Here is a 13,452-nt window from a genome sequence, read left to right as displayed (position 1 = left end):
ATCATCCTGCGAACAATATTTTGATGACTCTTATTATAATTAGGGTTTAAATGTAATTTTCAAGATGATTTGCACAAAGTCTAAATATTACGGCTCTAATTGACAAAAAACCCGCAGTGAAACACTACGGGTTTTTGTTTTGTACTGCTAAAAAGAAAAATTAACCAGCTTGAACTTGGTTCATCAGCTCAGTGAAGTTAGTTTCTTTTTCAGTCACTTTAGCCGCTGCCAGAATCGTTTCTACAGCTTGCTCTTCTAACGCTAAGTTACGAACACTGTTCATCAGCTCTTCATTTTTGCTGTAGTATTCAATAACTTCTGATGGATCTTCGTAAGCAGATGCCATGTCTTCGATCAGCGCTTTAACACGATCTTCGTCAGCTTTCAGCTCATTAGTACGAATAACTTCGCCTAACAACAGACCAACAATTACGCGACGCTTAGCTTGTTCTTCGAACAGTTCACGTGGTAATTCCATCGCTTGTTTTTCGTTGCCACCAAAACGCTGTGCAGCTTGACGACGCAGAACATCGATTTCACCATCAACAACTGCTGCTGGAACTTCGATTTCGTTAGCGTTAACCAGACCATCTAGAACTTGCGCTTTCACACGGTTACGAACTGCATTTTTCAGTTCACGTTCCATGTTTTTACGAACTTCTGCACGCAGACCGTCTACTGAACCGTCAGCGATACCGAAACGCTTAACGAATTCTTCAGTAAATTCTGGTAGTTCACGTTGCTCTACTTTCTTCAGAACGATAGCAAACTTAGCCGCTTTACCTTTCAGGTTTTCTGCATGGTAATCTTCTGGGAAGTTAACTTCGATATCGAATTCTTCACCCGCTTTATGACCCACAACGCCTTCTTCGAAGCCTGGGATCATACGACCTTCGCCCATAACCAGTGCGAAGTCTTCAGCTTTACCACCTTCAAACTCTTCACCGTCGATAGAACCAGTGAAGTTAATAGTGATACGTGAATCAGCAGTCGCTGCATCTTCAACTTCTTTCCACTGTGCTTGTTGCTTACGCAGAGTTTCCAGCATGTTGTCGAGGTCTTCGTCTTTCACGGTTACAGCTGGTTTTTCAACTTCGATAGTTTCAAAACCTTTTAATTCGATTTCTGGGTACACTTCAAACTCAACCGCATAAACGAAGTCTTTACCGTCTTCGAACATTTCTGGTTTGTAGCTTGGAGCACCAGCTGGATTGATTTTTTGTTCAATGATTGCATTGATAAAGTTACGTTGCATCACATCACCCAGAACGTCTTGCATTACAGACGCACCGTAGCGTTGTTTAACGATGTGCATTGGTACTTTCCCTTTACGGAAACCATCAACACGAACTTTCTTAGCAACGTTTACCAGCTCGCTATTCAGCGCTTTTTCAATATCAGTGGCAGGAACGGTGATTGTTACACGACGCCCAAGGCCTTGAGTCGTTTCAACAGAAACTTGCATCTTCTTACCTCAAAATAAATCTTAGTGATCGGTCTACTCCAGAGTTATGCCATTAAATCATAACGGCAATCTCCCTTCCAGAACCGGGGGCGTTACTTTCATAACGGTCATCCCTGATATCAGAAGCGTCCCGAAACCTTACTGAAAATTAGACGCAGCATTATACCGATGCATGCGCTCTGAGTCGAGAAAAGCCGATAAAAGAAGCGATCATTCCTCTTTATTTGTGACTTTTCTGACTAAAAATTCATTTTCTCTCTCAAACTGAGGAAAAAATGTTCACTTGCGGTGACTTAAACAAACATATTTTTGCTGCTTTGTTACCATCGACGCATTGAATTAGCGATTCACACCACCTACACCACGACAAGCTGGCGATTTTAGCGCAGTATTTGCTAATTCATTCCACTCTTTCGGTGTATAGGTATGTAATGCTAATGCATGGATGCCACCTGCAAGCTCGTCTGCCAAAATAGCATAAATTTCACGATGACGACCAATCATACGTTTGTTTTCAAATTTATCGCTGACCAAAACCACTTTAAAATGGCTCTCTGAACCCGGCAAAACATTATGTTGATGACTTTCATTGATCACCTCCATGTGTTCCGGTTCAAATGCAGTCTTTAGCTTTTCACTCACTCGAGACTGCATCGTTTGTGACACATTGGCGCCCATAGAGACTCCTAAATTAATTGAATGCAGTAAAGCACACAGAAAAAAATCGCCCTAGTATACCGTTAATGGCTATCTTCTTATTATGGAAATAGCGGATAATAGCATCGACATTGTTAGGACCATGGTCTGGGAACGCAAAATATTCTTCAACTGCACATTTATGCGAATTTTTTCTCAAACTGTTGTCTAATAGTGTTGAGTTGTTGCACCCCGAACCATAACGGAACATTTTCAATTAGGAAAGATGAACTGGGAAGAATTATGTTAAGAAGACTGTGTTTTCCACTTTTTGCGTTATTTTTATTAGCGGGCTGTACAGCACCGTCGAATACGCTATCCCTCGAACCTAAAATTGCCTTACCCGCAAAAAATCCGACATTAAATGCCACTTCAATTAGTGTAAGTAGCGTTGATAACCGTCCAAACCGTTCATTAGCTGAAATTAATCGCAACGGAAGTTTAGTGGTTCTGAACCCTTCTCGCGACCCTCGTTATTTAATGCAAGAAGCGGTTGAAAAACAGATGGCAGCACGTGGGTTTATGGTGACTTCCCCAGCGAATATCAACTTAGTTGTCCAGTTAAACAAGCTGAACACTCAAGTAAGCGAAGGAAGCTTACGACATAATATTACAGTTAACTCCAGCGTAGCCGTCAATGCAACTGCGCCGAATGGTTCGACAAAAACCCGAACTTATAGCCGTAATTACAATACTCAAGGAACGTTAGGCGCAACTAACGAAAAAATTGAAGCTGCGATTAACTTAGCGTTAAGTGATTTAATTTCCGATATGGCTAAAGACCAAGAACTCGCCGATTTTATCAGACAAAATTCACGATATTAATCGCGCATTCCGAATGATTTCATACTAGTATCATTCAGGTTTTTCGAGGCTAGGCAAAGCATCCGCCGCCCCCAACAATCCCAAGCTATACTTTTAATACAGATAGCTTGGGCTGTTTCTATCTTTCTGCTGCGCAACTCTTCGCGCAATGTAATACACCAGCATCAGGCGATGAGGGAATAATGCCACGTTTTACACAGCCCAATTTTACACTACCCAATAATATCACCTTAATTTTACTGGGATTCGTTTCAGGATTGCCTCTGGCATTGACCGCTGGAACATTGCAAGCTTGGTTAACCGTTGAAAAAATTGATATTAAAACCATCGGTTTCTTTTCCCTTGTTGGTCAAGCTTATGTTTTAAAATTTCTATGGTCTCCCATGATGGATCGCTATACCCCACCATTTTTGGGGCGCCGTCGTGGGTGGTTATTAACAACACAGATTCTGCTTGTTATCAGCATTGCTGGAATGAGCTTTATGAATCCTTCAGAACATCTTTGGTGGTTAGCAGCGCTGGCGGTCACAGTCGCTTTCTGTTCCGCCTCCCAAGACATTGTTTTCGATGCATATAAAACTGACTTACTAAGTGCAGAAGAGCGTGGTATTGGCGCAGCAACGTCCGTCATGGGTTATCGCATAAGTATGTTGGTTTCTGGCGGATTGGCACTGTGGCTTGCTGACAAATTCCTCACGTGGCAACAACTTTACTTGTGCATGGCTGGACTGATGTTTATCGGTATTTTCGCGACACTTTTTGCGAAAGAGCCTCAAGAAAATACCGCGCCACCGACATCCCTAAAAGATGCTATTTATGAGCCACTTGCCGAGTTTTTCAGTCGAAATAACGCTTGGCTCATTTTATTGCTTTTAATCTTTTATAAGATGGGTGATGCGTTTGTCATGGCATTGAATACCAACTTTTTGTTGAATGCCCTTGGCTTTAGCTTAAGTGAGGTGGGAACGGTCAATAAAACCGTTGGAATGGCGGCTACCATTATCGGGGCACTATTTGGCGGTTATTTAATGAAAAACATGAGCTTATTTAAAGCTCTACTTGTCTTTGGTGTACTTCAAGGTGGCTCTAATATTGGTTACTGGTTCCTTGCTGTTACACCACCCAATATTATTAGTATGGGATCCATTATTTTCCTCGAAAATATTTTTTCAGGTATGGGAACTGCGGCCTTTGTTGCCCTATTAATGACCCTATGTAATAAATCGTTATCAGCAACACAATTTGCGCTGCTTTCAGCCTTATCCGCAGTAGGCCGTGTTTATATTGGTCCTGTTGCTAGTATTTTTGTCAGTACCTATGGCTGGCCACTATTCTATTTAATTTCCATTGGTGTGGCTGTTCCTGGCGTTTTATTACTACTCGCTTGCCGCACTTCGCTGGTTTACACCCAAACAACAGGGGAATTCCAGCGCAGAGAATTATTCCCTAAAGCCTACAAAATAGCAGTTTATGCCCTAATTATTGCCGCATCTATATTGGCTGTCTGGTTAATCAGTTTGCTAATCACATCATTTGCCAGCGTGAAAGTTTACTTGTTTACTTCCCATCTATCACTATGGCTAGCTCTTCCTTACTATCAAAACCTCATATTTAACATTGGGATAGCTATTGGATCTATGAGCCTTATTGTGGGTGGTACACTCGACTACTTGGCTGTCCGAAAAGCAACAAAACATAAACTATCATAATGTTTTTGAAGAATTTTCATTCTATCTAATTCAATATTCCCCAATTTGAACTAATTAATTTGGGGAATCTCTCCTATTTTCCCAAATTAGATCTCTCTAGCAAATATCGCTTAAAGATTGATAAAAACGTGATCATTATCACCCATTCTTTGAAAGATATTTTTTAATTACAAATCTAAAGTCTAATATCTCACATGTTTGAGGATGGTTAGTTGACAAGCTGAAAATTTGCGTAGCAACTAATTTTTATTAATACATAAACGAAAATAATGTCTTATGAAAAAAACACTACTCTGCGCTGCTGCTTTAACATCATTAGCAGGAACCGCGAATGCTGAAAATTTTCTTGGGTATCAGAATGGTTTCGCAGACATCAACGTGAACTATCTTGACTGGTCCCGTCATACAGTAAACAAATCTAAGAATACAACTCATAAGGAAGATTTTGCTTACTTCGAGCTCGAAGGCGGTGCTAACTTTAATTGGGGTGAACTGTATGGATTCTTTGATCTTGAAAACCCATTCAATAAACAACATGAAGATCCAGGCAAAAACCAACGTTACACTGTAAAAACAACGGCTCGCGTTTATATCGCAGATACTGGATTTAACTTATATGGTCATGTTTATGGTACTTGGTCTTTACCAGGTGATAAGCATGGGGGCAATTTCCATGAAGTAAATACACTGTATGGATTAGGCTATAACACTTCGATTGGCGATCTATGGTTCAAGCCTTTCGTCGCTTTACATTATGTAGACCAAACTTATTATTCTGGTAATAACGGTTATGTCGTAGGTTGGGTTGCGGGTTATAACTTTAAAATGTTCCAAGAAAATTTCATGATCACCAACTGGCACGAAATGGAATTTGCTCGTCATGAACGCTATGGCAATGGCGGTCGTGATGGCGTAAATGGAGCACTTGCTTTTTGGTGGAACGCCACTCCAAATTTAGCAGCCGGTGTCCAATATCGTTATGCTGACAATAAATTAGGCGATGATTTCTATCAAGATGCAATCATTTATACATTAAAGTATAACTTCTAGTGACAACGAAAAACTTGTATATATTTTTAATATATTTCCTTTAGTTTCAAAAATGTAACAGTTTTTCTGTATTGTTTTGCCGGTAAAGTAATCAGTTTAGCTTTATCGGCAATAAATTCAGTAATTTCCCCTACCAATTCTCTTAACAATCCAATCAGTTTTCATATTTTTTTGTCAATTTTGTATATATTTTTCTTTGAAAAATTACCAAGATAATTTAGTATTCATACTGTTTTATCAAAACATACCTATAATTAGCAGTATTTTTAACTTTTTAGACGCAAAAGCTTTACATGTGATCATATTAACATAAAGAGCTAACATTTCCGTTTCTTTGCCTTACAATCATTTACACTCGCATAACCTTACCGTAAAATGCCCGCACTGATGAAACGACAATTAGATTCTTGTCATTTGGGGTCGTGGATGAGACTTATGAACTACAAAAAAAGCATTGGAGCAATCTCACTGGTTGTAGCAGCCTTATTATTAGGCGGTTGCGATATGGTGTTGATGGATCCTAAAGGCGCCGTTGGCGTAAAACAAAAAGAGCTGATTCTTATTGCAATCGGTTTAATGCTCCTTGTTGTGATTCCTGTTATTTTTATGGCGATTATCTTCGCAGTGAAATATCGTGAGTCCAATAAGTCAGCTACCTACCGTCCTAACTGGGCTCACTCTAACAAAATTGAGTTAGTCTGTTGGACAGTTCCTATCATTATTATCATTATTCTAGGTGCTATCACTTGGAAAACGACTCATGAGCTGGACCCGTATCAGCCATTAGTTAGTGATCAGGAACCTGTTACCATTCAAGTTATTTCAGCTGATTGGAAATGGATCTTTATCTATCCAGATCAAGGCATTGCTACAGTCAATGAAATCGCGTTCCCTGCAGGTGTTCCTGTAAACTTCAAAATCACGTCTGATTCTGTGATGAACTCATTCTTCATCCCATCTTTAGGTGGACAGATCTACGCGATGGCGGGTATGCAGACAAAACTTCACTTAATCGCTAACGAACCTGGTACCTATAAAGGCTTCTCAGCAAGTTATAGCGGCCACGGCTTCTCAGATATGAAGTTCAATGCTATTGCAACAGCAGATCGCCAAGGCTTCGATGAGTGGGTACAGAAAGTAAAAGCATCACCAAAAACTATGGATACGATGCAGGCATTCGACGAAGTTGCTAAACCTAGCATGAACGTTCCTGTTACCTACTTCTCTAGCGTGAAACCTAAACTTTATGAAGACATTATTATGAAGTTTGGTCATGAGCACCATAAAGGTCACGCTCCTGTAGATGCTAATAATGAAGCAAATCATTCTATGCACATGGGCAACACTGCTCAAGCACAAGAATCTACAGGTCATTCAATGCATATGAGCCATAATGCTCATGCAGGCGCTGAGGAATAAGGGCATGTTTGGAAAACTAACACTGGACGCAGTTCCACTTCATGAACCGATTATCGTTATTACACTGATTGCCATTGTCCTCGGTGGACTTGGCTTAGTCGGTGCAATCACCTATTTCGGAAAATGGAAATGGCTGTGGAAAGAATGGTTAACGTCTGTTGACCATAAAAAAATTGGTATTATGTACATCATCGTTGCGATGGTGATGTTATTCCGCGGTTTCGCGGATGCGATTATGATGCGTGGTCAGCAAGTGCTGGCTTCAGCGGGTCAAGAAGGTTTCTTAAACCCTCACCACTATGATCAGATCTTTACAGCGCACGGCGTTATCATGATTTTCTTCATGGCAACTCCATTTGTTGTTGGTCTGATGAACTTAGTTGTTCCTCTGCAAATTGGTGCCCGTGACGTTGCATTCCCATTCCTTAACTCCCTGAGCTTCTGGTTCTTCGTAGTGGGTGTTGTATTAATCAACATCTCATTAGGGGTAGGTGAATTCGCACAAACTGGTTGGTTAGCATACCCTCCTCTGTCCGGCTTGGAGTACAATCCGGGGGTCGGGGTCGATTATTGGATATGGAGTCTCCAGATATCCGGTATCGGTACGCTATTAACAGGTGTTAACTTCTTCGCGACCATTATCCGCATGCGTGCACCGGGTATGTCGATGATGAAAATGCCAGTATTTAGCTGGGCAGCATTCTGTACCAACATCCTGATTATTGCAGCATTCCCAATTCTGACAGTGACCATCACGTTACTGACATTAGACCGTTATCTGGGCACCCATTTCTTCACTAACGATATGGGCGGCAACATGATGATGTACATCAACCTGATTTGGGCATGGGGTCACCCTGAGGTGTATATCCTTGTTCTACCAGTGTTCGGTGTGTTCTCAGAAATTGCAGCAACCTTCTCGAAAAAGCGTCTGTTTGGTTATACCTCACTAGTGTGGGCAACCATCGTTATCACCGTTATGTCCTTCATCGTATGGTTACACCACTTCTTTACGATGGGTTCAGGTGCGAACGTTAACGCCTTCTTTGGTATCGCTACGATGATTATCGCAATCCCTACAGGGGTTAAGATTTTCAACTGGCTGTTCACCATGTACCAAGGTCGTATCGAGTTCAAATCACCAATGTTATGGACTATCGGTTTTATCATCACCTTCTCTGTAGGTGGTATGACTGGTGTTCTGTTAGCAGTTCCGGGTGCAAACTTCGTTCTGCACAACAGCCTGTTCCTGATTGCTCACTTCCATAACGTTATTATTGGTGGTGTGGTATTCGGATGCTTCGCGGGTATGACTTACTGGTTCCCTAAAGCTTACGGCTTCACATTGAATGAGAAATGGGGTGTTCGTGCCTTCTGGTTCTGGATTACCGGTTTCTTCTTAGCATTCATGCCATTATATATCCTTGGCTTTATGGGTATGACCCGTCGTCTGAGCCAGAATATTGACCCAACCTATCACGGTATGCTGGTTGCAGCTGCGTGTGGTGCAGGTCTGATTGCTCTGGGTATTGCTTGCCAAGTTATTCAAATTATCGTGAGTATCCGTGACCGTCATGAAAATCGTGACTTAACCGGTGACCCATGGGGTGGACGTACTCTTGAGTGGGCAACCTCTTCTCCACCACCATTCTACAACTTCGCTATTGAACCACAGATTCAAACTCGCGATGCTTGGTGGGATATGAAAGAGAAAGGTATCGCTCATAAGAAACCAACTTCATATGAAGAAATTCATATGCCGAAGAACACAGGCGCTGGCGTTATCATCGCTGCATTTAGCTTAATTTTTGGTTTCGCAATGATCTGGCACATCTGGTGGCTGGCAATCGTTGGTTTCGGTGGCATGATTGTTACTTGGATTGCAAAAAGCTTCGACGAAGATGTTGATTACTACGTACCTGTTGCTGAAATCGAACAAATCGAGAATAAGCACTTTGAAGAATTACGTAAGGCAGGTGTGAACGATGTCAACTAATACAATGACTAATCATAATGTAGCCCATGCAGAGCATGGGCACCACGATGCAGGTGCAACGAAAGTATTTGGGTTCTGGATCTACTTAATGAGTGACCTGATCCTGTTTGCTAGCTTGTTTGCAACTTATGTGGTTTTATCTGATGGCACTGCTGGCGGTCCTGCTGGTAGAGACATCTTTAGTTTGCAGTTCGTATTAGGTGAAACATTCTTACTGTTATTCAGTAGTATCACCTACGGTTTTGCAATGATTGCAATGCACAAAGAGAAAGTGGCTGCCGTTAACTTATGGCTATTCATTACTTTCTTATTTGGTCTTGGCTTCGTTGTTATGGAAGTTTATGAGTTCCACGAGCTGATCGCTGAAGGCTACGGTCCAGATCGCAGTGGTTTCTTATCTGCTTTCTTCGCATTAGTTGCGACTCACGGTATCCACGTAACTTGTGGTCTGGTTTGGATCATTCTGATGATTATCCAAAACTGTCGTCGTGGTCTGACTGCCGTTAACAAAACCCGTCTGAACTGCCTGAGCCTGTTCTGGCACTTCTTAGATGTTGTTTGGATCTGTGTATTTACCGTTGTTTATCTTCTGGGGGCTATTTAAATGAGTCATGCAAAAGATGCTCATACTGGAGCAAGCCACGGTAGCGTTAAGACATACCTGATTGGCTTTATTCTGTCAGTAATTTTGACTGTAATTCCTTTCTGGATGGTGATGAATGGAACAGCGTCACAAGGCGTTATTCTGGCAACTGTTGTTGGAATGGCAGTCGTGCAGATCCTTGTACACCTTGTCTGTTTCTTACACATGAATACATCATCAGATGAGCGCTGGAACCTGATTGCATTCCTGTTCACTATGCTAATCATCGGTATCGTTGTTATTGGCTCTCTGTGGATTATGTACAACCTGAACATCAATATGATGCTCGACTAAAGAGTTGCCGATATGTTTAAGCAATACCTGCAAGTGACCAAACCAGGAATTATATTCGGAAATCTGATTTCTGTGATCGGCGGTTTTCTGCTGGCCTCTAAAGGGTCAATTGATTACCCGCTGTTTATTGCGACTTTGCTGGGTGTATCATTGGTCGTGGCTTCTGGTTGTGTATTTAACAACTACATCGACCGTGATATTGACCGTATCATGGAAAGAACTAAGAATCGCCCTTTAGTTAAAGGGCTGATTGACCCGAAAGTTAGCCTGATTTACGCAACTGCATTAGGTATTGCTGGTATGGTGCTGCTACTCGTAGCAGCCAATGCACTGGCAATGCTACTTGCACTCATTGGTTTCATTGTGTACGTGGGCGTGTATAGCCTGTACATGAAGCGTAAGTCCGTATATGGCACGTTGATTGGCAGCCTATCAGGCGCAGCACCACCGGTTATCGGCTACTGCGCTGTCACAAATGAATTCGATGCTGGAGCTTTAATCCTGCTGTTGATATTCAGCTTGTGGCAGATGCCGCACTCGTATGCCATCGCAATTTTCCGCTTTAAGGATTATAAAGCCGCAAACATCCCTGTTTTACCGGTGATCAAGGGAATATCTGTCGCTAAGACGCATATCTTCTTGTATATCCTTGCATTTATGGTCGCAACATTAATGTTAGCGATTAGCGGATACGCGGGCTATAAATATCTGGTTGTCGGCGCTGCAGTTAGCTTATGGTGGCTCGGTATGGCAATTTCAGGTTTCAAAACTGAAAATGACGACCGAGTTTGGGCTCGCAAACTGTTCATCTTTTCTATCGTGGCGATTACATCGCTGAGTGTGATGATGTCAGTTGACCCAACCGTTTCAAGCGATACTGTTATAGCATTAGTCCGATAATTTATTGCATTATTGACAATAAATGCGTTCAAACGGCGGGAAGTGCAAACTTCCCGCCGTTTTTTTTTGCCTGCGAATATTTTTGTGATGAGTTTTATGGTTAAATAGCCACCTGCTATCAATAAGCCAATGCTTTTATATAAAAAAACATAACTCACTGATTTAACTTTAAATTAACACCAAAACAGCTGCTACCCGAAATAAAAAGAATAATTTAAGCTCATTAAGATTTAATACTCTAAATAGTTTGGGTTGTAGCAAGGCGGCAAGTGAAGCTAATCCCTAGGAACGTAGATAACTACGTGACTAGGGTTAGTGAGCGTAGCCAACACAGCTACAGCTCAAAATATAACGAGTATTTTTATGAATGATAATAAAATGACCCACCTAGAACTCCGAGCAACTTGGGGACTAGGATCCGTATTCTCCCTTCGCATGCTTGGCATGTTTATGGTGCTCCCGATCCTCACCAGTTATGGGATGCATTTACAGGGTGCTAACGAGTTTTTGATTGGTTTGGCGATTGGTATTTATGGGCTTAGCCAAGCCGTTTTTCAAATCCCATTTGGTTTGATGTCTGACCGAATTGGTCGTAAACCTCTCATTGTTTTTGGGCTACTCATTTTTATCGTGGGCAGTATTATTGCTGCACTTAGCAGCTCTATCTGGGGCATTATTATTGGGCGTGCTTTGCAAGGTGCGGGTGCCATTTCTGCTGCAGTTATGGCTTTATTATCTGATTTAACTCGCGAACAAAATCGTACTAAAGCGATGGCTTTTTTAGGTATTAGTTTTGGAGTCACTTTCGCTATCGCCTTAGTATTAGGACCGATTATCACTCACGCTGTTGGCTTAAGTGGTTTATTTTGGGGCATTACGCTATTGGCAGTTGGCGCTATCTTCGTGACCCTTTTTGTCGTCCCTAATAACACTTACCATGTTGTAAACCGAGAGTCTGCTTTCGTTAAAAGTAACTTAAAAGCGGTTTTATTCAATCCTCAACTACTCAAACTAAATGTTGGGATTTTAAGTTTACATACACTGTTGATGTCCAGCTTTGTTGCCCTCCCCTTACTTATGTCCGATGCAGGTTACTTAGCTAAAGACCATTGGAAAGCGTACTTAGTCACTATGCTAGTCGCGTTTATCTGTGTGCTGCCATTCATTATTTATGCAGAAAAACACCGTAAAATGAAGCAAGTTTTCCTATTTTGTATTTTACTCTTAGCCGCAGCAGAAATTGTTTTATGGCAATCGGGTCATCAACTGTGGATTATTTTCTTAGGCATCCAACTGTTCTTTATTGCTTTTAACATCATGGAGGCAATTTTACCTTCATTGATCAGTAAGGAAGCACCCGCTGGTTATAAAGGTACCGCAATGGGCGTTTACTCGACTAGCCAATTTTTAGGTGTGGCGCTAGGAGGAATTCTTGGCGGATGGTTATATAAATTTGAAGGTGCTAGTACCGTTTTTATCGGCGGGTTAATACTTTGTGCCGCGTGGTTTATTGTCAGTTTGACGATGAAACAACCGCCTTATGTCAGCAGCATTCGTATGGTTCTACCACACCGGTTTAAAAATATCGCTAAACTTCAAGAACAGTTAGAAGCGGTTAATGGCGTACTGGATGTGTCTGTTATCTCTGAAGAAATGAGTATATATATTAAAATTGATAAAAAAATCGTTAATCGCGCAGAGCTCGAAGCGATCGTTCATGCTTAACGACTCACCCGTACTCATTCACTTATAGCAAATAGCCCGCAACATAGCGGGCTATTTCAATAACGGAAACAAACTTAAAATTAATCGCGGAAGTTATTGAATTGGAATGGTTGACCTAAGTTACCACCACGAACTAATGCCATAACCGATTGTAAATCGTCTCGCGCTTTGCCGGTCACACGCACTTGTTCACCTTGAATTTGTGCTTGAACTTTCAACTTACTGTCTTTAATCAATTTAACAATTTTCTTTGCGATGCTCGCTTCGATACCTTGTTTTAAGGTCACTTCTACGCTGTACGTTTTACCGCTATGAACAATCTCTTCCGGGACATTCAATACGGCACCATCAATACCTCGTTTTGCCATTTTTTCTCTTAAAATATCAACCAATTGCAAAACTTGGAAATCAGATTCGCTGGTGACTTTGATAGATTCATTTTTATCGTTCAGTTCAAAATTTGCGGTGACATTTTTAAAATCCCAGCGACTCGTTAATTCACGCTGAGCATTTTCTACCGCATTGCGGACTTCACTCATTTCAACTTCAGATACAATATCAAATGATGGCATTTTAACGCTCTCCTATAATCAATCGACTTATCATAGCCTATTTGATTATCACACTCCACGTTGACAGCGCTCATCACTTGTATAACACAACTAATTATTTGGATATCATAATAAAATCGCTATGATGGCAATCAATAATCAAAGTCAACTGCTCTCAG

Annotated in this window: 12 protein-coding genes; 9 read left to right on the top strand and 3 right to left on the bottom strand. The window is 41.4% G+C overall.

Annotated features, from left to right (window positions below; translation table 11 throughout):
• Positions 1 to 160 precede the first annotated feature (160 nt).
• A complete protein-coding gene (gene tig / locus PROVALCAL_RS01115) occupies positions 161 to 1,465 on the bottom strand; it encodes a trigger factor (RefSeq protein WP_006657218.1) in 1,305 nt (434 codons plus the stop codon).
• A gap of 339 nt (positions 1,466 to 1,804) precedes the next feature.
• Positions 1,805 to 2,143: a transcriptional regulator BolA gene (gene bolA, locus PROVALCAL_RS01110; protein WP_006657217.1), complete on the bottom strand. Its 339-nt coding sequence runs from the start codon at positions 2,141 to 2,143 to the stop codon at positions 1,805 to 1,807.
• A 261-nt stretch (positions 2,144 to 2,404) separates the two neighbouring features.
• Here bolA and PROVALCAL_RS01105 point away from each other — a divergent pair, with 261 nt between their 5' ends.
• From PROVALCAL_RS01105 to PROVALCAL_RS01065, 9 genes are all read left to right on the top strand, one after another.
• Positions 2,405 to 2,986, top strand: coding sequence for a YajG family lipoprotein (locus tag PROVALCAL_RS01105; RefSeq protein WP_036961876.1), 582 nt, complete (start codon positions 2,405 to 2,407; stop codon positions 2,984 to 2,986).
• Between the two features lie 182 nt (positions 2,987 to 3,168).
• Positions 3,169 to 4,695, top strand: a complete 1,527-nt coding sequence (gene ampG / locus PROVALCAL_RS01100) for a muropeptide MFS transporter AmpG (protein WP_006657214.1) — start codon at positions 3,169 to 3,171, stop codon at positions 4,693 to 4,695.
• Positions 4,696 to 4,971: 276 nt separating this feature from the next.
• Positions 4,972 to 5,745 carry a nucleoside-specific channel-forming Tsx family protein gene (locus PROVALCAL_RS01095; RefSeq protein WP_006657213.1) on the top strand — a complete coding sequence of 258 codons (774 nt, stop codon included), beginning with the start codon at positions 4,972 to 4,974 and terminating at the stop codon, positions 5,743 to 5,745.
• A 426-nt stretch (positions 5,746 to 6,171) separates the two neighbouring features.
• The gene (gene cyoA / locus PROVALCAL_RS01090; RefSeq protein ID WP_036961872.1) at positions 6,172 to 7,164 is read left to right on the top strand and encodes a cytochrome o ubiquinol oxidase subunit II; all 993 of its coding nucleotides are present in this window, start codon (positions 6,172 to 6,174) and stop codon (positions 7,162 to 7,164) included.
• Positions 7,165 to 7,168: 4 nt separating this feature from the next.
• Entirely contained in the window at positions 7,169 to 9,160 is a 1,992-nt protein-coding gene (cyoB, locus tag PROVALCAL_RS01085; protein ID WP_006662774.1) for a cytochrome o ubiquinol oxidase subunit I, read from the top strand.
• Positions 9,150 to 9,764 carry a cytochrome o ubiquinol oxidase subunit III gene (locus tag PROVALCAL_RS01080; protein WP_006657210.1) on the top strand — a complete coding sequence of 205 codons (615 nt, stop codon included), beginning with the start codon at positions 9,150 to 9,152 and terminating at the stop codon, positions 9,762 to 9,764. The genes cyoB and PROVALCAL_RS01080 overlap by 11 nt, the downstream gene beginning before the upstream one ends.
• Positions 9,765 to 10,097 carry a cytochrome o ubiquinol oxidase subunit IV gene (locus PROVALCAL_RS01075; RefSeq protein WP_006657209.1) on the top strand — a complete coding sequence of 111 codons (333 nt, stop codon included), beginning with the start codon at positions 9,765 to 9,767 and terminating at the stop codon, positions 10,095 to 10,097. It begins immediately after the preceding gene.
• A gap of 12 nt (positions 10,098 to 10,109) precedes the next feature.
• The gene (cyoE, locus tag PROVALCAL_RS01070; RefSeq protein WP_006657208.1) at positions 10,110 to 10,997 is read left to right on the top strand and encodes a heme o synthase; all 888 of its coding nucleotides are present in this window, start codon (positions 10,110 to 10,112) and stop codon (positions 10,995 to 10,997) included.
• A 363-nt stretch (positions 10,998 to 11,360) separates the two neighbouring features.
• A complete protein-coding gene (locus PROVALCAL_RS01065) occupies positions 11,361 to 12,722 on the top strand; it encodes an MFS transporter (protein ID WP_039861387.1) in 1,362 nt (453 codons plus the stop codon).
• Positions 12,723 to 12,802: 80 nt separating this feature from the next.
• Here the strand turns inward: PROVALCAL_RS01065 and PROVALCAL_RS01060 are convergent, their stop codons facing one another.
• On the bottom strand, positions 12,803 to 13,294 hold the full coding sequence (locus tag PROVALCAL_RS01060; RefSeq protein ID WP_006657206.1) for a YajQ family cyclic di-GMP-binding protein: 492 nt from the start codon (positions 13,292 to 13,294) through the stop codon (positions 12,803 to 12,805).
• Between the last annotated feature and the right edge of the window lie 158 nt (positions 13,295 to 13,452).

Origin of the sequence: Providencia alcalifaciens DSM 30120, assembly GCF_000173415.1 — a bacterium.
GTDB classification, from domain to species: domain Bacteria; phylum Pseudomonadota; class Gammaproteobacteria; order Enterobacterales; family Enterobacteriaceae; genus Providencia; species Providencia alcalifaciens.
Note: the sequence above shows the minus strand (reverse complement) of the source record. Positions and strands in the feature narration are given on the sequence as shown.

Excerpts from the sequence above, each read along its gene's own strand:
- PROVALCAL_RS01095 (WP_006657213.1), top strand. The coding sequence starts at position 4,972 with ATGAAAAAAACACTACTCTGCGCTGCTGCTTTAACATCATTAGCAGGA.
- bolA (WP_006657217.1), bottom strand. The coding sequence starts at position 2,143 with ATGGGCGCCAATGTGTCACAAACGATGCAGTCTCGAGTGAGTGAAAAG.
- cyoB (WP_006662774.1), top strand. The coding sequence starts at position 7,169 with ATGTTTGGAAAACTAACACTGGACGCAGTTCCACTTCATGAACCGATT.
- cyoE (WP_006657208.1), top strand. The coding sequence starts at position 10,110 with ATGTTTAAGCAATACCTGCAAGTGACCAAACCAGGAATTATATTCGGA.
- PROVALCAL_RS01065 (WP_039861387.1), top strand. The coding sequence starts at position 11,361 with ATGAATGATAATAAAATGACCCACCTAGAACTCCGAGCAACTTGGGGA.
- PROVALCAL_RS01075 (WP_006657209.1), top strand. The coding sequence starts at position 9,765 with ATGAGTCATGCAAAAGATGCTCATACTGGAGCAAGCCACGGTAGCGTT.
- cyoA (WP_036961872.1), top strand. The coding sequence starts at position 6,172 with ATGAGACTTATGAACTACAAAAAAAGCATTGGAGCAATCTCACTGGTT.
- ampG (WP_006657214.1), top strand. The coding sequence starts at position 3,169 with ATGCCACGTTTTACACAGCCCAATTTTACACTACCCAATAATATCACC.
- PROVALCAL_RS01060 (WP_006657206.1), bottom strand. The coding sequence starts at position 13,294 with ATGCCATCATTTGATATTGTATCTGAAGTTGAAATGAGTGAAGTCCGC.
- PROVALCAL_RS01080 (WP_006657210.1), top strand. The coding sequence starts at position 9,150 with ATGTCAACTAATACAATGACTAATCATAATGTAGCCCATGCAGAGCAT.
- PROVALCAL_RS01105 (WP_036961876.1), top strand. The coding sequence starts at position 2,405 with ATGTTAAGAAGACTGTGTTTTCCACTTTTTGCGTTATTTTTATTAGCG.
- tig (WP_006657218.1), bottom strand. The coding sequence starts at position 1,465 with ATGCAAGTTTCTGTTGAAACGACTCAAGGCCTTGGGCGTCGTGTAACA.